Raw genomic sequence first — 16,454 nt, forward strand, 5'->3', positions numbered from 1 at the left:
GCCATGGACACCATGACCGAGAATGACTATCTGATCGCCTGGGGCCTCTACGCCTTCGCTGCCCTGGGTTGCCTGCTGGTGTGGATGCGCATGACCCGCTGGATGTGGCGCTGGTTGCGCGAACCGCTGCGCTTGCTGATGGCGGTGTTGCTGTTCAGTCCCACCATCGTAGACCCGGTGAAGGACAAAGTCGCCCCGGCCTTGGCCATTGTCGCCCTGGATATCCTGTTCAAGGTCGGCAACAACGTCTGGCGGGCGGCGTCCGATCTGCTCATGTACGGCATGATCGCCTTCGGCCTCTACTTGGTGATCGTGCTGATCCGCTTCCCCATCGAGCGTGCCGCCAACGTGCGCAAGGAACGGGCTGCCGCCGCCAAAGCCGCCGCCGCGGCCGATGAGCCGGAGGACGAACCACCGTTCGGCGTGGCCGGTGATGACCGCTACGGTCGCCCGCCCGTGCCGAGCAACCCCCAGCGTTCGCGTATCGAACCGCGCCTGTAAGCAGGTCTGCCCCTTGAAGCGAGAGTTCGAGCATGTGTGAGTTACTGGGCATGAGCGCCAATGTGCCGACCGACATCGTGTTCAGCTTCACCGGGCTGATGCAGCGCGGTGGCAAGACCGGGCCGCACCGGGACGGGTGGGGCATCGCCTTCTATGAAGGTCGTGGCCTGCGCCTGTTCCAGGACCCGGCCGCCAGCAGCGAATCGGAAGTGGCGAACCTGGTGCAGCGTTATCCGATCAAGAGCGAAGTGGTGATCGGGCATATTCGCCAGGCCAATGTCGGCAAAGTCTGCCTGTCCAACACCCACCCCTTCGTGCGTGAGTTGTGGGGCCGCAACTGGTGTTTTGCCCACAACGGCCAGCTGGCCGATTTCCAACCGGGCGTGAGCTTCTACCGCCCGGTGGGCGACACCGACAGCGAAGCGGCCTTCTGCGATTTGCTCAACCGCGTGCGCCAGGCCTTCCCGGAGCCGGTGGAGGCAGAGCAACTGCTGCCGTCGTTGATCGAGGCCTGCACCGAATACCGCAGCAAAGGCGTGTTCAACTGCCTGCTCAGCGATGGCGACTGGCTGTTCTGCTATTGCTCGACCAAACTGGCCCAGATCACCCGTCGCGCGCCCTTCGGCCCGGCGCGGCTCAAGGACGTGGATGTGATTGTCGATTTCCAGGCGGAGACCACGCCCAACGACGTGGTCACGGTGATCGCCACCGAGCCCTTGACCGAAAACGAAACCTGGACCCGCTACGAACCGGGCCAATGGAGCCTGTGGCGACGCGGCGAATGCGTCAGCCACGGCCGGACCGAATAAGGACGTCACGTTATGTTGCTCAGTTATCTACGGCTGGTGTTGTTCGCGGTGGGCCTGTTGGTTGGAGTCCAGGTGCCGGGCTTCATCAATGATTACGCCAAGCGGGTCGAAGCTCACCTGATCGAGGCGCAGACCGGCCTGCAAGGTTTCCAGGGCACCGCCAATCAGTTCTTCAAGGGCGACATGCAGGCCCTGGTGGCCCATTACCGCGCCAGCGAGGACCCGATCTTTCGCAGCGATGCCGACAGCCTGAACACCTTGCTCGTGCGCCAACAGGCCCTGGACAAGCAATTCCAGGCCATGCAAGGGCCGTGGTACATCCGCCTGCTGCAAGTGGCCCTGGCCGCCGATCCGGACATTCGCAAGGAAACCTGGAACGGCTACAGCTACCAGATCCTGCTGACCCCCGAGGCCATGGTCTGGGGCATCAGCGGCGCGATGTTGCTGTCGTTCGGCCTGGAATGCCTGTTCCGCCTGATCGACTGGGTGGTGCTGGGTGGCAAGCGCCTGCGCCAGGGGCGGCCGATTGAAGAGCGGGATCTGCGGGGGTTGTAAAGCCGCCGCCGGCTTCTGTGGCGAGGGAGCAAGCTCCCTCGCCACAACGGTGTTCAGGCCCTGCGTGTTACCCAATCAAATTTTTCTTATGACCCAGCCAAGGTTTTATTCGTTGGACGGGATCGGCCGCGCGCTCAAGAATCGGGGCAACGGTCTCCACGTCAGCGTCGTCGAGACTCAAAAAAATAAAACCGTGGAGAACCGCCATGAGTGCACCCGACACGCTCGACGTCCCCCAACCCCAGGCCCGTTCTGGCCCGTTCGATTGGTATCGCAACATCAACCAGCAGGAACGTCGCACTTTCTGGAGCTGCAAGATCGGTTACGCCCTGGACGGCATGGACACCCAGATGCTCAGTTTCGTGGTGCCGACCCTGATCGCAATGTGGGGCATCACCACCGGCCAGGCAGGCCTGATCCACACCAGCACCTTGATCGCTTCGGCCATTGGTGGCTGGCTGGCGGGGATTCTCTCCGACCGTATCGGCCGGGTGCGCACCCTGCAACTGACAGTGCTGTGGTTTGCCTTCTTCACTTTCCTGTGCGGCTTTGCCCAGAACTACGAACAACTGTTGATCGCTCGCACATTGATGGGCTTCGGCTTTGGTGGCGAGTGGACCGCCGGTGCGGTGTTGATGGGCGAAGTGATCCGTGCCAAGGATCGCGGCAAGGCCGTGGGCATGGTGCAGTCGGGCTGGGCGCTGGGCTGGGGCCTGACGGCGATCCTGTATGCATTGCTGTTCTCGGTGCTGCCGCCGGAAGACGCCTGGCGTGCACTGTTCATCCTCGGCATCGTGCCGGCGGTGTTCGTGATTTTCGTCCGCCGACTGGTCAAGGATCCGGACGTCTATAAGCAGACCAAGGCCCGGCTGACGCCGGAAAACCCTGCGAAGTTCTACGAGATTTTTGCCCCCGGCATTCTCTTCACCACCCTTCGCGCCTCGCTGCTGACCACCGGTGCCCTGGGCGGTTACTACGCCATCACCTCCTGGCTGCCGACGTTCCTGAAAAATGAGCGCGGCCTGAGTGTATTGAGCACCGGCGGCTACCTGGCGATGGTGATCGTCGGTTCCTACGTGGGTTATGTCATCAGTGCCTATTTGAGTGACATCCTGGGGCGCAAAAAGAACTTCGTCCTGTACGCCGTCGGCTCCTTCACCATCGTCCTGCTGTACACCCAGGTGCCGGTGAGCAATAACGTGATGCTCTGGCTGGGCTTCCCCTTGGGGTTCTTCGCGTCGGGCATGTTCAGCGGCATGGGCTCGTTCCTCACCGAACTGTTTCCTACGCGCATTCGTGGTTCGGGCCAAGGCTTCTGCTACAACATTGGCCGGGCGGTGGCGGCATTGTTCCCGCTGTTGATCGGTATCTTGAGCCAGAAGGTGCCGCTGAGCGTGGGTATCGGGGCGTTCGCAGCGGTGTCCTATGGCGTGGTGATCCTGGCGGCCCTGAGCCTGCCGGAAACCCAAGGCAAGCAGTTGGAAGCCGAGTAACTGATAACCTGTGGGGTATGCCCCACAGTTAAACAAAGAAAGAACCTACAGGAGCGTTCACCGTGAACCGCCTGCTATTGAACTGCGACATTGGCGAAAGCTTCGGCAGCTGGACCATGGGTCTGGACGCCGAGGTGATGCCCTTCATCGATTGCGCCAACATCGCCTGCGGCTTCCACGCTGGCGACCCGAGCATCATGCGCAAGACCGTCAGTCTGGCCCTAAGCCACGGCGTGCGGATCGGCGCGCACCCGGCCTATCAGGACCTGGCGGGCTTCGGCCGCCGTTCCATGGCCTATGGCGCCCAGGAATTGCAGGACTTGCTGCATTACCAGATCGGCGCCCTCGACGGCATCTGCCGGGCTCAGGGCGGGCAGGTGAGCTACGTCAAACCCCACGGCGCGATGTACAACGACATGATGGCCAACCCGGCGCAGCTGCGCGCGGTGATCCAGGCTGTCGCGGCCTATGATCGGCAACTGCCGCTGATGCTCCTGGCGACCCGGGACAACAGCGCCGCCCAGGCCTTGGGTGACGAGTACGGCCTGACCCTGTGGTTCGAAGCCTTTGCCGATCGCGCCTACGACAGTGGCGGCCGCCTGGTTTCGCGGCAAGCGCCGGGCGCGGTGCACCACGATCCCGAGGTCATAATCGGGCAGGCCCTGACCATTGCCCGCGGCGATGCGTTGACCGCCAGTGATGGCAGCGCTTTGCACCTGAAAGCCAATACCTTGTGCGTGCACGGTGACAACGCCAGCTCCGTGGCGGCCGTGCAACGTATCCGCGAAGCCCTGGACCGGCAGCGTGCGCCATGAAACCACGCTTGGAAGTGGTGGCGGTGGACTGCCTGATGGTGCGCCTGTTCGACGAGATCGCCGAGGCCAACATGCCCTGGATGCTCGCCGCCAGCGAGCGCCTGCGAGCGGTGTTTGCCGAACGTCTGATCGATCTGGTGCCGTCCTACACCACCTTGATGGTGCACTACGACTTGCTCGCCCTGGACCCGGCCCAGGCCCGCGCATTGATCGGCGAGGCGCTGCATAACCTCTCCCCGGATGCCCGGTCCGCCGGCCAATGCCACGTGCTGCCGGTGTGGTACGACCTTGGCGTCGGGCCGGAACTGGCACTGCTGGCGAGCCGCAGCGGCTTGACGGTCGCCCAGGTGATCCGTCGCCACAGCGAACGCGAGTACCAGGTGTTTGCCCTGGGTTTCGCGCCCGGCTTCGCCTTCATGGGGCTGGTGGACGAAGCATTGGCTGCACCGCGCCTCGACACGCCGCGCAAGCGCGTGGCCGCGGGCAGTGTCGGCATCGCCGAACGCCAGACCGCGGCGTATCCAGTGGTGTCGCCCGGCGGCTGGAACCTGATCGGTCGCACCCCGGCCAAACTGTTTGATCGTGAGCGCGACGGCTACAGCCTGATGCAGCCGGGGGACACGGTGCGTTTTGCCCCCGTGGACCATGCCGAATTCATCGCGCTGGGTGGCGACGACACACCGCTGGAGACCCAGGCATGAGCCGGTTGTTGATCGAGGCCAGCACACCGCTGTGCCTGTTGCAGGACGCCGGCCGTTTCGGTGTGAGGCACCTGGGCGTGACCCAGGGCGGGGCGGCGGACTGGCTGTCGATGGCCTGGGCCAATTGGATGCTCGGCAATGGCCTGGACGCGGCGGTGGTGGAGATTACCCTCGGCGGCTTTACCGTGGTGGCCGAAGAGGATTGCGTGCTGGCGCTGGCCGGGGCGGACCTGGGCGCGCGAATAGACGGCCAGGGCGTGGCATCGTGGCGCTTCTTCAGCCTGCGCAAGGGCCAGGTGCTGGCGCTCACCCAACCGGTGCTCGGTGCCCGGGCCTACCTGGCGGCCCCTGGCGGTTTCAACGCGCCTGTGGTGCTGGGCAGCCGGGCGACGGTGGTGCGTGAGGAACTCGGAGGCCTGGATGGACGGGGGCGGGCGCTGAGTCGCGGGGCGCACTTGAGCTATTCAGGCACGGCGACGCCTCGGCCCATGCCGCACACGCGGATTCCGGATTTCCAGCAAGCGCAGCCGCTGGACCTGATCCTGGGGGCGCAGAATGGCGTGTTCAGCGGGCAGAGTCTGTTCGACGCGTTCAACACCCCGTGGACGCTGGACAGTCGCGCCGACCGCATGGGCATGCGGTTACTGGGCACGGCGCTGGCGTATCAGGGGGCGGCGATGATTTCCGAAGGAATCCCCTTGGGCGCTGTGCAGGTGCCGCCGGATGGCCAGCCGATCGTGCTGCTTAATGACCGGCAAACCATCGGCGGTTATCCACGCCTGGGCGCCCTGACCCCATTGGCCCTGGCCCGGCTGGCGCAATGCCTGCCGGGGGCGCAGGTGCGGTTGCGGCCGGTGGTGCAGGAGGTTGCGCATCGCCAGCAGGTGGAGTGTCTGCGGGGGCTGTTAAATCGCTAAAAGCATCGCGAGCAAGCTCGCTCCCACAGGGGATCTTCAGTGTGACGAAGATCCAGTGTGGGAGCGAGCTTGCTCGCGATGAGGCCTGAACAGGCAACCAAAATCTTACTTGGACAGAAACCGCATCCCTTCCTCCAACCCCCGCAAGGTCAGCGGATACATCCGGTCTTCCACCAACTCGCGCACGATGTTGGTCGAGGCGGTATAACCCCAGGTGTCCTTGGGGTAAGGATTGATCCAGATGAGCTTCTTGTACTTCTCCATGAAGCGCTGCATCCACACATAACCGGCTTCTTCGTTCCAGTGTTCGACGCTGCCGCCGGCCTGGGTGATTTCATAGGGGGCCATGGCGGCGTCGCCGATGAAGATCACTTTGTAGTCGGCACCGTACTTGTGTAGCAGATCCTGGGTCGAGGTGCGCTCGGAAGTGCGGCGCAGGTTGTTCTTCCACACCGATTCGTAGACGAAGTTATGGAAGTAGAAGTACTCCAGGTGCTTGAACTCGGTCTTGCAGGCCGAGAACAGTTCTTCGCAAACCTTCACGTGGGCATCCATCGAACCGCCGATGTCGAACAGCAGAAGCAACTTGACGGTGTTGCGTCGCTCCGGGCGCATCTGGATGTTCAAGAGGCCGGCGTCCCGGGCGGTGTGGTCGATGGTGCCGTCGATGTCCAGCTCTTCGGCCGCACCCTGGCGGGCAAACTTGCGCAGCCGGCGCAGGGCGATCTTGATGTTGCGGGTGCCCAGTTCCACCTGATCGTCGAGGTTCTTGTACTCGCGTTGGTCCCAGACCTTCACGGCCTTGCCCTGGCGCTTGCCGGCGTCGCCGACCCGAATGCCCTCGGGATTGAAGCCGCCGGAGCCGAACGGGCTGGTGCCGCCGGTGCCGATCCACTTGTTGCCACCGGCATGGCGTTCCTTCTGTTCTTCCAGGCGTTTCTTGAATTCTTCGATCAGCTTGTCCAGGCCGCCCAGGGACTGGATCTGTGCCCGTTCCTCATCGGTCAGCGAGCGTTCGAATTCCTTGCGCAGCCAGTCCTCGGGAATCAGCGCCTGGAGGTGGTCGTCGAGTTTCTCCAGGCCGTTGAAGTAGGCGGCGAACGCCCGGTCGAACTTGTCGAAATGCCGTTCGTCCTTCACCAGGATGGCCCGGGACAGGTAATAGAACTCGTCCATGTCGGCGAAGATCACCCGCTGTTTCAGCGCGTTGATCAGGTCCAGCAGTTCACGCACCGACACGGGCACCTTGGCGGCGCGCATCTCGTTGAACAGGTTAAGCAGCATGGCAATCGCCCTCGCTCTGTTGGACGAAGAGGATCAGCGGGTGCCGCGACGGCTCATGAACGCCAGGCGCTCGAGCAGTTGCACGTCCTGCTCGTTCTTGACCAGGGCGCCGGCCAGTGGCGGGATGGCCTTGGTCGGATCACGCTCGCGCAGCACCGCTTCGCCGATATTGTCGGCCATCAGCAGCTTGAGCCAGTCCACCAGTTCGGAAGTGGAGGGCTTTTTCTTCAGGCCTGGCACCTTGCGCACGTCGAAGAACACGTCCAGCGCTTCGCTGACCAGGTCCTTCTTGATGTCCGGGTAATGCACATCGACGATTTTCTGCAGCGTGACGCGGTCAGGGAAGGCGATGTAGTGGAAGAAGCAGCGACGCAGGAAGGCGTCCGGCAGTTCCTTTTCGTTGTTGGAGGTAATGATGATGATCGGGCGCTGCTTGGCCTTGATGGTTTCGTCGGTCTCGTAGACGTAGAACTCCATCTTGTCGAGTTCCTGCAGCAGGTCGTTGGGGAACTCGATGTCGGCCTTGTCGATTTCGTCGATCAGCAGGATCACCCGCTCCTCGGACTCGAACGCTTCCCAGAGCTTGCCCTTCTTCAGGTAGTTGCGCACATCGTGGACCTTGTCCACGCCCAGTTGCGAGTCCCGCAGGCGGCTGACCGCGTCGTACTCGTACAGGCCCTGGTGAGCCTTGGTGGTGGACTTGATGTGCCAGGTGATCAGGCGCGCGCCGAAGGACTCGGCCAGTTGTTCGGCCAGCATGGTCTTGCCGGTGCCCGGTTCGCCCTTGACCAGCAACGGCCGCTCCAGGGTAATGGCGGCGTTCACGGCCAGTTTCAGGTCATCGGTGGCCACGTAAGCGCTGGTGCCTTCGAACTTCATCTGCAATTCCTCGAACGGTGTCGCCGGCCTGGCGAGGCGGGGCGCACGAAATAGATATCGTGCCCGACTATAACGCGAGGCCCCGCCGACTGTGAACGCAGACGCTGTATTCAGTCTCTGAATGGGGCGTCACATGTTGACTCAGTCTAGGCTGCTTGCCAGTATTGCATATCGCCAATTTGGCGATATGTTTGGTGCATGTCCACTAAATATCGATTTAAAAATACTTACCGCATTCAACTGCGTGAACGAGACCATCCACCGCCCCATGTTCACCTGACGGGTGGTGGGGTGGATGTGATGTTGAGCCTGGAAACGGTGGAAGTGATGATGGGCCGTGCGCCGCCGTTGATCATTCAGGAAGCGCTGGACTGGGTCAGGGTCCACCAGGCGCAACTGTTGGAGGATTGGAAACGATGTTACCCATGAAACGGCCGCGGCTATTGGCCGTGCAGGCCTTATTACCGTTCAGCCTTGAACTGACGTTCATCGACGGGCAGCAATTGACGCTGGACTTGAGTGCCGACGTGCAACGTTACCCAGGCTTGCAGCCTTTGCTGAAAGAGGCTGCGTTTGGAGGTGCGAGCCTGGGGGATGATGGTTGGAGCGTGGAATGGCCCGAACTGGATATCCAGATCGGTGCCGATACCTTGTATCTGGATGCGCTGGCGCAGAATGCCGTGGATGAAAATACCCGTATCTTCATCGATTGGCGTGCCCGTACCGGCCTGCCGTTGAACAAGGCAGCCGAAGCCCTCGGGGTCAGCACTCGCAGCATCACTCGCTATAGCAGCGGGCGCGAGGCTGTACCTCGTTCGCTGGCCCTCGCGTGCTTGGGATGGGACTCGCTGCAACGTGGCGCGGGCATCGCGGCGGCGGAACCGATCGGCCGCTACACCGTCACGCGCAAACCCTAGTCGGTCGAAGGCGGTGGCTGTTCATAACGGGCGTTGAACGCCTGGACGAAACCGTTGCGCAGGATCTGCAGGAAAGCTTCGAAGGCGCTGATGTTCTGCTGGTGGACATTGCCGCTGAGTTCCACCCGGGTGGCGAACTGGTTCTTGCGCTGATTCTTGAGGGCCGTTTCGCCTGTGCCGACCAGCGCTTCCCAGACCGAGCGGAAGATGTTCTTGTTCTTGTTTTCCACGTCCTGCTGCCAATCGAAGACGTCGACGTCACGCAGCAGCGGCTTGATATAGCCGCTGAGTCGGGCGTTGTCGGCTTCGGCCTCGACCACCAGGTCGCCGTGGCCGGCATTGAAATCGAACTTGCCATAGGCTGCGGCGAAGTCGTTCAGGCGCTTGAGTTCGATGTTCGTGGCCCGCAGGCGGAAGTCGAAGTCCTCGAAGTCGCTCAACGGGTCAAAGGTAGCCTGCATTTCCAGGGGCGCATGTTCGGCCACCAGGGCCTTGCCCTCGAAGCGGGCATCGCGCTTGCCCTCGGTGTCGACCACGTTGGTCAGGTTATAGAAGTTGGCGTTGACGTCGGTGGCCCGCAGGTTGACCGGTGGCTTGGAGTTGAAGTTGCGGAAGGTGACCTTGCCGTCCCTGATTCGCACTTCGTTGAGGGTAATGGGCAGCAACTTACTCAATTGCTCCCGCCAGTTGGTGCCTTGGCCGGTCTGGGAGTTCTGCCGGTTGGTCCCGCCGTCGACGAAGTTCACTTCGGGGCGGGTGAATTGCGCCTCGGCCACCACGGCATGGTCATACCACAACGAATGCCAACTGACCGACAGGTCGACCAGGGGGGCGTCGACGAACGGTACCGGGACCTTGCCGTCGACCTTGACGATCTTCAGGCCGTTGATCCGGTAGGCCCCGCGCCAGAGGGCCAGGTCCACGTCGGCAACCTGGCCGCGATAATCGCCCATTTCGGCCAGCTTGTCGTTGAGGTAGTTGCGCACCAGGTAGGGCAAGGTGAAGTGCAGGATTACCAACACCGCAACGATGGCGGCGAGCCCCCACAATGGCCAGCTGTATCGACGCTTCATGTCCATCAGTCTCCAGCGCTGTTAAAGCCATTGACTGTCGTAGTGGTGGGAACGTTCGGTGCAACTGGACGCCCGTGGGCAACAGGCATACCTTTAAAGGCTTAAATTCTCGTCGCATCAAGGACCCAGTCATGAGTCGTATATTCGCTGACAACGCCCATTCCATCGGCAATACGCCACTGGTACAGATCAACCGCATTGCGCCGCGCGGTGTGACCATCCTGGCCAAGATCGAGGGGCGCAACCCAGGGTATTCGGTCAAGTGCCGGATCGGCGCGAACATGATCTGGGACGCTGAAAGCTCGGGCAAACTCAAGCCGGGCATGACCATCGTCGAACCGACCTCGGGCAACACCGGGATCGGCCTGGCGTTCGTGGCCGCCGCCCGTGGCTACAAACTGATGCTGACCATGCCGGCCTCCATGAGCATCGAGCGCCGCAAGGTGCTCAAGGCCCTGGGGGCGGAGCTGGTGCTCACCGAACCGGCGAAGGGCATGAAGGGGGCCATCGAGAAGGCCGCCGAGATCCTGGCCAGCGACCCTTCCAAATACTTCATGCCGCAGCAGTTCGATAACCCGGCGAACCCGGCGATCCACGAAAAGACCACCGGCCCGGAAATCTGGAACGACACCGACGGCGCGGTGGATGTGCTGGTGGCGGGCGTGGGCACCGGCGGAACCATTACCGGGGTTTCGCGGTATATCAAGAACACCTGTGGCAAACCGATCCTGTCGGTGGCGGTCGAACCTGAGGTTTCGCCAGTGATCACCCAGGCGATGGCGGGCCATGAGATCAAGCCCAGCCCCCACAAGATCCAGGGAATCGGTGCCGGGTTCGTGCCGAAGAACCTCGACCTGTCGATCGTCGACCTGGTCGAGCGGGTCACTGACGAGGAGTCCAAGGCCATGGCCCTGCGCTTGATGCAGGAGGAGGGCATCCTCTGCGGGATTTCCTGCGGGGCGGCGATGGCCGTGGCTGTGCGCCTGGCGGAAAAACCGGAAATGCAGGGCAAGACCATCGTCGTGATCCTGCCGGATTCGGGCGAGCGGTACTTGTCGAGTATGTTGTTCAGTGATTTGTTTACCGAGCAGGAGACTCAGCAGTGATCGTGAATTCACAGGTGTCGCGAGACGCTTTTGTAGGTTGAATGATTGTTCGATACGTCAGCCAAGGTTCAGGCGGCGCATGTTAGAAAGTGTTTATTGCGTTTCGCTCAATACAGAATGTCGCGTCAGACGGTTTTTACTCGGGCCATTAGGGATTAACATGGCCCCGGCTACGTCGGGCAGTAGGCGTCGCGTCAGTTGTTTTTGGACAAGGAGTTGTAAAAATGACCGTTTCGTTTGTCGCCAAGGCCTTGGTGTTGCTGCTGTTTCTGGGCAGTACGCTTTATGTGCATTTGCGTGGCAAGGCACGCTTGCCGGTATTGCGCCAATTCGTCAATCACTCGGCGCTGTTCGCCCCCTATAACGCCTTGATGTACCTGTTCTCCGGCGTGCCTTCGAAGCCTTACCTGGATCGCAGCAGATTCCCCGAGCTGGATGTGCTCAAGGACAACTGGCAGGTCATTCGCGACGAGGCCATGCATTTGTTCGACGAGGGTTACATTCGTGCCGCCGAGAAGAATAACGACGCCGGGTTCGGCTCGTTCTTCAAGAAGGGGTGGAAGCGTTTCTACCTCAAGTGGTACGACAAACCGCTGCCGTCGGCCGAGTTGCTCTGCCCCAGGACGGTCGAGCTGGTCAGTCGAATTCCCAACGTCCGGGGCGCGATGTTTGCCCTGTTGCCCGGTGGCAGCCATCTGAATCCACATCGAGACCCCTTCGCCGGTTCGTTGCGTTATCACCTGGGGCTGTCCACGCCCAATTCCGATGACTGCCGGATCTTCGTCGATGGTCAGATCTACGCCTGGCGCGACGGCGAAGACGTCATGTTCGATGAAACCTATGTGCACTGGGTCAAGAACGAAACCCCACAGACCCGCGTAATCCTGTTCTGCGATGTCGAGCGGCCCCTGAAAAGCCGGCTGATGACCCGCCTCAACCGCAGCATCAGCGCGTTTCTCGGCCGCGCCACCGCGCCGCAGAACCTGGAGGATGAACACGTCGGCGGCATCAACCGGGCCTATGCCTGGAGCAAGACGTTCAGTGACGGCATCAGCGGCCGGGTCAAGCAGTTCAAACGCAAGCATCCCAAGGCCTACCGGGTGATGCGGCCGGTGTTGGCGGTGGTGGTGCTGACGGCGCTTGGCTATTGGTTGTTCGTTTAACCATTGCGTAGTCCATCGAGTGCTGGTTATAGTCAGCGCTCTTCGGGTTTTCGAACCCACTCTTCAAGAGATCGGCTCATGCCTGCATCCCCTGTCATCGCGGTCGTGGTTCCAGCGTTCAACGCTGGCGTCGTGCCGTGTGGGAATCAGCAGCCTGTGCAGATCGGTCAATACCCCCCACCTGTCAGTCGCTCATCGGTGTACGCCGTCGTATCACCGCCGGGTGTTGGCATCCAGGGCTGATCGGCAACGGTTGCCATCCCCTGTGCCCGCCTGAAAAAACGACTGGATTTCAGCTTCGGCTGAGTTGGCTTTTTGCCTGACTACAGGTGGTATCCATGTTTTCCCTTTCCAAAAACGCCTTATTGGCGGCGGCTTCCACGAGCCTGTTCGTTTTGCTGTGGAGCAGCGGGGCGATCTTTTCCAAGCTGGGCCTGGCCCACGCTTCCCCCTTCGCCTTTTTGCTGATCCGTTTTGCCATCGCGCTGTTCGCGTTGGTGCTGTTGATACCCATGCTCAAGTTCAAGCTGCCCAAGACCGGCAAGCCGATGCTGTACGCGGTGACCACCGGGCTGGTGCTGCTGGGCGCCTATCAGATTTTTTATCTGCTGGCGCTGCAAATGAGTGTCACGCCCGGGGTCATGGCCACCCTGATGGGCGTGCAACCGATCCTGACCGTGGTGCTCATGGAACGTCAGCGCTCCTGGTCGCGGATGTTCGGCCTGGTGCTGGGCCTGGTCGGGTTGGTCATGGTGGTGTACCAGGGCATCGGCCTGGCCGGCATGTCCCTGGCGGGGATGGTGTGCGGGTTGCTGGCACTGGTGAGCATGACGGCCGGTTCCATCATGCAGAAGCGCATCACCGATAACCCACTGGGCACGCTGCCGGTGCAATACCTGGCCGGGTTGGTGTTGTGCGCGGTGTTCGTGCCGTTCCAGCCGTTTCACTTCGAATACAGCACGGGGTTCTTCGTGCCGGTGTTGTGGATGGGGCTGGTGGTGTCGGTACTGGCGACGTTGCTACTGTACCGTTTGATTGCCCGTGGCAACCTGGTCAATGTCACCAGCCTGTTCTACCTGGTGCCGGCGGTGACGGCGATCATGGACTACCTGGTGTTCGGCAACCGGCTGGCGTTGTTGAGCTTGCTGGGGATGGCGCTGATCATCGTGGGGTTGGTGTTCGTGTTTCGTAAGAGCCGCTAGCCCTTAGCTGTTCGCTGGTTGTACCACCGCCATCGCGAGCGAGCTCGCTCCCACAGGGTTATGCGCAGCCCTCTGTGGGAGCGAGCTTGCTCGCGATGGCCTATTCAGCCACACCGATGAACTACCGGGCAGACGCTTCAGCCGGTTTCACCACCCCAGGTTTCAACACCAGCCACAACGCCGCCGCAATCAACACCCCGCCATACAAATGCGCCATCCCCAACGGCTCATCCAGCAGCAACGCCCCCCACAACACGCCGAACGGCGGGATCAGGAACGTCACGGTCATGGATTTGACCGGGCCGATGGAACTGAGCAAGCGGAAGTAAAGAATGTACGCCAGGGCGGTGCACACCAGGCCCAGGCCCAGCAGTGACAACCAGACGCTCCAGCCACCCCAACTGGCCGGCGGCTGGCTGATGACGCCGTAACCAAACAGCGGCAGCAAAAACACCGTGGCACCGAACATGCTGCCCAGGGCGGAGAGGCGGCTGTCCAGGCCTCCTTGGTGATCGAGCCAGCGCCGGGTGAGGAAACCGGCAAAGCCGTAGCAGGTCGTGGCCAGCAGGCAGGCGAGGGCGCCCATCAACAGTTGCAGGTCGAAGGCCACCGGGCCGGCGCGGGTCAGGATGCCAACGCCGAGCAGCCCCAGGAAGACACCGCTGACCTTGGCCAGGGTCAGTTGTTCGCTGAAGAACAAGCCGCCGATCAACACCCCCATCAATGGCGTGGTGGCATTGAAAATCGCCGAATAACCGGCCGGCAGCACCTGGGCCGCCAGCGAATAAAAGGTGGCCGGAATCCCTGAGTTGATCAGGCCCAGCACCATCACGACTTTGAGCTTGCCGCGAAAATTCCAGTCGACGCGCATCAGGGCCAGGATCACCAGCAGCCCGACGAAGGCGATGGACACGCGAAAGAAAGCCGTGGGGATTGGGCCGATGACGGGGGCGATGATGCGCATGAACAGGAAGCTGGCCCCCCAGATGGCGGCCAATGACAGTAAACGCAGGATGTCGACGAGGTTCACGAGCCACTCCTTCCTTGATGGGGTGGCAAGTGTCGCCGCCCGGCATGGCGATGGCAATGGTTGCGTTGGCGCGTGATTGGCCTCTAAGCTCAGTCGCCAATAACAAGCATGACCCGCCGAGGTTTACCCTATGCCGCAGCCATGGCCCGCCCTCGAAATCGCCCGTTCGATCCTCGACGGCTTCGACGATTATCGTGAGCATTTCCGGCAGATCACCGACGGCGCTCGCGCCCGGTTCGAGCAGGCCCTGTGGCTGGAGGCCCAAGCGGCGTCGGCGGCGCGGATCAATTTGTATGAAGAAAAAGTCTTCGAAACCGTCGCCAGGCTGCACAAGGCCTTCGATGACGAAACACTGATGGAGGTGGGCTGCTGGCCGCTGGTCAAAAGCGCCTACATCAGCCTGATCGACCTGCGCTTCGACGATGAACTGTCGGAAACCTGGTACAACTCGATCTTCTGCGGGCTGTTCAGCCACGACCTGATCAGCGATGGCACCATGTTCATCCACACCACCCGGCCCAGCCTGCGCCGGGCCCGTGCCGCCCAGACCCGCACCTACAAGCCCCAGGGGCAGTTGGACCGGATGCTGGCCAGCGTGTTCGCCGATTACCGGTTCAGCGAGGACTACGGCGACCTGCCAGGCGATCTGCAGCGCCTCGAAGCGCAGCTGCGCGAGAACCTGCCGGACTGGGTCTGCAAGGACCCGGAACTGACGGTGGAGTTGTTTTCCTCGGTGCTCTACCGCAACAAGGGCGCCTACCTGGTGGGCCGGATCTTTACCCGCGACGACCAATGGCCGCTGGTGATCCCGCTGCTGCACCGTGAGGGCCGGGGTATCCAGATCGATGCGCTGATCACCGACGAGGCGCAGGTGTCGATCATCTTCTCGTTCACCCGCTCGTACTTCATGGTGGACGTGCCGGTGCCGGCGGAATTCATCGGCTTTCTCAAGCGCATCCTGCCGGGCAAGCACATCGCCGAGTTGTACACCTCCATCGGCTTCTACAAGCACGGCAAGTCCGAGTTCTACCGGGCGCTGATCAACCACCTGGCGAACACCGACGACCAGTTCATCATGGCCCCCGGCGTGCGCGGGATGGTCATGAGCGTATTCACGCTGCCGGGCTTCAACACGGTGTTCAAGATCATCAAGGACCGCTTCTCGCCGTCGAAAAACGTCGACCGGGCCACGGTGATCGAGAAGTACCGACTGGTGAAAAGCGTCGACCGGGTCGGACGTATGGCCGATACCCAGGAGTTCGCCGATTTCCGCTTTCCCCTGAGCAAGTTCGAGCCGGCCTGCCTGGAGGAACTGTTGGAAGTGGCGCCGTCCACGGTGTCGGTGGAAGGCGAGACGGTGCTGATCCGGCACTGCTGGACCGAACGCCGGATGACGCCCCTGAACCTCTACCTGGAAAACGCCAACCCGGACCAGGTGCGCGAGGCGCTGGAAGACTACGGTCTGGCGATCAAGCAACTGGCGGCGGCCAATATCTTCCCCGGCGACATGCTGCTCAAGAACTTCGGCGTGACCCGCCACGGTCGCGTGGTGTTCTACGACTACGATGAAATCTGCTTCCTCACCGAAGCCAATTTCCGCCACATCCCCGAGCCCCGTACCCCGGAGGATGAAATGGCCTCCGAGCCCTGGTATTCCATCGGGCCGCTGGACGTGTTCCCCGAAGAATTCCCACCGTTCCTGTTCGCCGACGCCGGACAGCGCAAGCTGTTCGACCAGTTGCACGGCGAGCTGTACAACGCCGACTACTGGAAAAGCCTGCAAGAGGCGATCCGGGCGGGGAAGGTGATCGATGTGTTCCCGTATCGGCGCAAGGACCTGGACAACGAATAACCGCCAGGCTCCCTTGCCACAAAAGCAGCCTTGACGCAAATCCCCTGTGGGAGCGAGCTTGCTCGCGATAGCGGTATCTCAGTCAACATCAATGCAGTCTGAACCACCGCCATTGCGAGCAAGCTCGCTCCCACCAGGGTGTGGCGGGTGGGCTGCT

At 61.8% G+C, this 16,454-nt stretch carries 18 protein-coding genes; 14 read left to right on the forward strand and 4 right to left on the reverse strand.

The genetic code is table 11. From position 1 onward, the window contains the following. Positions 1-3: 3 nt before the first annotated feature. The 7 genes from BM321_RS27280 to BM321_RS27310 all read left to right on the forward strand — a co-directional run bounded on the left by BM321_RS27280 (position 4) and on the right by BM321_RS27310 (position 5,791). Complete coding sequence (locus BM321_RS27280) at positions 4-501, forward strand: MFS transporter (RefSeq protein ID WP_092446009.1); 498 nt, start codon at positions 4-6, stop codon at positions 499-501. 32 nt (positions 502-533) lie between these two features. Continuing rightward, positions 534-1,310, forward strand: a complete 777-nt coding sequence (locus tag BM321_RS27285) for a class II glutamine amidotransferase (protein ID WP_092446011.1) — start codon at positions 534-536, stop codon at positions 1,308-1,310. Positions 1,311-1,322: 12 nt separating this feature from the next. Continuing rightward, complete coding sequence (locus BM321_RS27290; protein ID WP_018607553.1) at positions 1,323-1,865, forward strand: DUF2937 family protein; 543 nt, start codon at positions 1,323-1,325, stop codon at positions 1,863-1,865. Between the two features lie 206 nt (positions 1,866-2,071). Next, the gene (locus BM321_RS27295) at positions 2,072-3,358 is read left to right on the forward strand and encodes an MFS transporter (RefSeq protein WP_092446013.1); all 1,287 of its coding nucleotides are present in this window, start codon (positions 2,072-2,074) and stop codon (positions 3,356-3,358) included. Between the two features lie 62 nt (positions 3,359-3,420). Next, positions 3,421-4,173, forward strand: a complete 753-nt coding sequence (locus BM321_RS27300) for a 5-oxoprolinase subunit PxpA (RefSeq protein WP_092446015.1) — start codon at positions 3,421-3,423, stop codon at positions 4,171-4,173. Continuing rightward, entirely contained in the window at positions 4,170-4,874 is a 705-nt protein-coding gene (locus BM321_RS27305) for a 5-oxoprolinase subunit B family protein (RefSeq protein ID WP_092446017.1), read from the forward strand. Before BM321_RS27300 ends, BM321_RS27305 begins: the two co-directional genes overlap by 4 nt. Further along, entirely contained in the window at positions 4,871-5,791 is a 921-nt protein-coding gene (locus BM321_RS27310; protein ID WP_092446019.1) for a 5-oxoprolinase subunit C family protein, read from the forward strand. The genes BM321_RS27305 and BM321_RS27310 overlap by 4 nt, the downstream gene beginning before the upstream one ends. Positions 5,792-5,896: 105 nt before the next feature. Here BM321_RS27310 and BM321_RS27315 read toward each other — a convergent pair whose 3' ends face one another. Together BM321_RS27315 and BM321_RS27320 are read right to left on the reverse strand one after the other, a co-directional pair. Continuing rightward, a complete protein-coding gene (locus BM321_RS27315) occupies positions 5,897-7,075 on the reverse strand; it encodes a vWA domain-containing protein (RefSeq protein WP_092446021.1) in 1,179 nt (392 codons plus the stop codon). Between the two features lie 33 nt (positions 7,076-7,108). After that, positions 7,109-7,954: an AAA family ATPase gene (locus BM321_RS27320; RefSeq protein ID WP_003184225.1), complete on the reverse strand. Its 846-nt coding sequence runs from the start codon at positions 7,952-7,954 to the stop codon at positions 7,109-7,111. Positions 7,955-8,152: 198 nt separating this feature from the next. Here BM321_RS27320 and BM321_RS27325 point away from each other — a divergent pair, with 198 nt between their 5' ends. Further along, positions 8,153-8,383, forward strand: a complete 231-nt coding sequence (locus BM321_RS27325) for a DUF4160 domain-containing protein (protein ID WP_092446023.1) — start codon at positions 8,153-8,155, stop codon at positions 8,381-8,383. Beyond that, complete coding sequence (locus BM321_RS27330; RefSeq protein WP_092173094.1) at positions 8,371-8,871, forward strand: DUF2442 domain-containing protein; 501 nt, start codon at positions 8,371-8,373, stop codon at positions 8,869-8,871. Before BM321_RS27325 ends, BM321_RS27330 begins: the two co-directional genes overlap by 13 nt. Here the strand turns inward: BM321_RS27330 and BM321_RS27335 are convergent. Then, the gene (locus tag BM321_RS27335; protein WP_092446051.1) at positions 8,868-9,944 is read right to left on the reverse strand and encodes a DUF748 domain-containing protein; all 1,077 of its coding nucleotides are present in this window, start codon (positions 9,942-9,944) and stop codon (positions 8,868-8,870) included. The two genes, BM321_RS27330 and BM321_RS27335, sit on opposite strands and share 4 nt — an antisense overlap. Positions 9,945-10,075: 131 nt before the next feature. On the opposite strand from BM321_RS27335, the gene cysK reads away from it, so the two are divergent. The 4 genes from cysK to BM321_RS27350 all read left to right on the forward strand — a co-directional run bounded on the left by cysK (position 10,076) and on the right by BM321_RS27350 (position 13,415). Further along, complete coding sequence (gene cysK, locus BM321_RS27340) at positions 10,076-11,050, forward strand: cysteine synthase A (RefSeq protein WP_092204651.1); 975 nt, start codon at positions 10,076-10,078, stop codon at positions 11,048-11,050. Between the two features lie 224 nt (positions 11,051-11,274). Next, positions 11,275-12,213 (forward strand): aspartyl/asparaginyl beta-hydroxylase domain-containing protein, encoded by a 939-nt coding sequence (locus BM321_RS27345; protein ID WP_092446025.1) that lies wholly within the window; start codon positions 11,275-11,277, stop codon positions 12,211-12,213. A gap of 78 nt (positions 12,214-12,291) precedes the next feature. After that, a complete protein-coding gene (locus BM321_RS30635; protein ID WP_175534981.1) occupies positions 12,292-12,456 on the forward strand; it encodes a hypothetical protein in 165 nt (54 codons plus the stop codon). A gap of 95 nt (positions 12,457-12,551) precedes the next feature. Then, positions 12,552-13,415, forward strand: coding sequence for a DMT family transporter (locus tag BM321_RS27350; protein ID WP_092333146.1), 864 nt, complete (start codon positions 12,552-12,554; stop codon positions 13,413-13,415). Positions 13,416-13,536: 121 nt separating this feature from the next. Here the strand turns inward: BM321_RS27350 and BM321_RS27355 are convergent, their stop codons facing one another. Then, on the reverse strand, positions 13,537-14,445 hold the full coding sequence (locus tag BM321_RS27355; RefSeq protein ID WP_092333144.1) for a DMT family transporter: 909 nt from the start codon (positions 14,443-14,445) through the stop codon (positions 13,537-13,539). Between the two features lie 130 nt (positions 14,446-14,575). Here BM321_RS27355 and aceK point away from each other — a divergent pair, with 130 nt between their 5' ends. Continuing rightward, a complete protein-coding gene (gene aceK / locus BM321_RS27360) occupies positions 14,576-16,297 on the forward strand; it encodes a bifunctional isocitrate dehydrogenase kinase/phosphatase (RefSeq protein ID WP_092446027.1) in 1,722 nt (573 codons plus the stop codon). Positions 16,298-16,454 lie beyond the last annotated feature (157 nt).

It is taken from the genome of Pseudomonas sp. NFIX10 (assembly GCF_900111955.1).
Taxonomy (GTDB): Bacteria; Pseudomonadota; Gammaproteobacteria; order Pseudomonadales; family Pseudomonadaceae; genus Aquipseudomonas; species Aquipseudomonas fluorescens_AA.

Bases quoted from the DNA above. Each gene is read 5' to 3' on its own strand.
- BM321_RS27280 (WP_092446009.1), top strand. From the start codon at position 4: ATGGACACCATGACCGAGAATGACTATCTGATCGCCTGGGGCCTCTAC.
- cysK (WP_092204651.1), top strand. From the start codon at position 10,076: ATGAGTCGTATATTCGCTGACAACGCCCATTCCATCGGCAATACGCCA.
- BM321_RS30635 (WP_175534981.1), top strand. From the start codon at position 12,292: ATGCCTGCATCCCCTGTCATCGCGGTCGTGGTTCCAGCGTTCAACGCT.
- BM321_RS27285 (WP_092446011.1), top strand. From the start codon at position 534: ATGTGTGAGTTACTGGGCATGAGCGCCAATGTGCCGACCGACATCGTG.
- BM321_RS27295 (WP_092446013.1), top strand. From the start codon at position 2,072: ATGAGTGCACCCGACACGCTCGACGTCCCCCAACCCCAGGCCCGTTCT.
- BM321_RS27325 (WP_092446023.1), top strand. From the start codon at position 8,153: ATGTCCACTAAATATCGATTTAAAAATACTTACCGCATTCAACTGCGT.
- BM321_RS27315 (WP_092446021.1), bottom strand. From the start codon at position 7,075: ATGCTGCTTAACCTGTTCAACGAGATGCGCGCCGCCAAGGTGCCCGTG.
- BM321_RS27290 (WP_018607553.1), top strand. From the start codon at position 1,323: ATGTTGCTCAGTTATCTACGGCTGGTGTTGTTCGCGGTGGGCCTGTTG.
- aceK (WP_092446027.1), top strand. From the start codon at position 14,576: ATGCCGCAGCCATGGCCCGCCCTCGAAATCGCCCGTTCGATCCTCGAC.
- BM321_RS27330 (WP_092173094.1), top strand. From the start codon at position 8,371: ATGTTACCCATGAAACGGCCGCGGCTATTGGCCGTGCAGGCCTTATTA.
- BM321_RS27310 (WP_092446019.1), top strand. From the start codon at position 4,871: ATGAGCCGGTTGTTGATCGAGGCCAGCACACCGCTGTGCCTGTTGCAG.
- BM321_RS27305 (WP_092446017.1), top strand. From the start codon at position 4,170: ATGAAACCACGCTTGGAAGTGGTGGCGGTGGACTGCCTGATGGTGCGC.
- BM321_RS27350 (WP_092333146.1), top strand. From the start codon at position 12,552: ATGTTTTCCCTTTCCAAAAACGCCTTATTGGCGGCGGCTTCCACGAGC.
- BM321_RS27320 (WP_003184225.1), bottom strand. From the start codon at position 7,954: ATGAAGTTCGAAGGCACCAGCGCTTACGTGGCCACCGATGACCTGAAA.
- BM321_RS27345 (WP_092446025.1), top strand. From the start codon at position 11,275: ATGACCGTTTCGTTTGTCGCCAAGGCCTTGGTGTTGCTGCTGTTTCTG.
- BM321_RS27335 (WP_092446051.1), bottom strand. From the start codon at position 9,944: ATGAAGCGTCGATACAGCTGGCCATTGTGGGGGCTCGCCGCCATCGTT.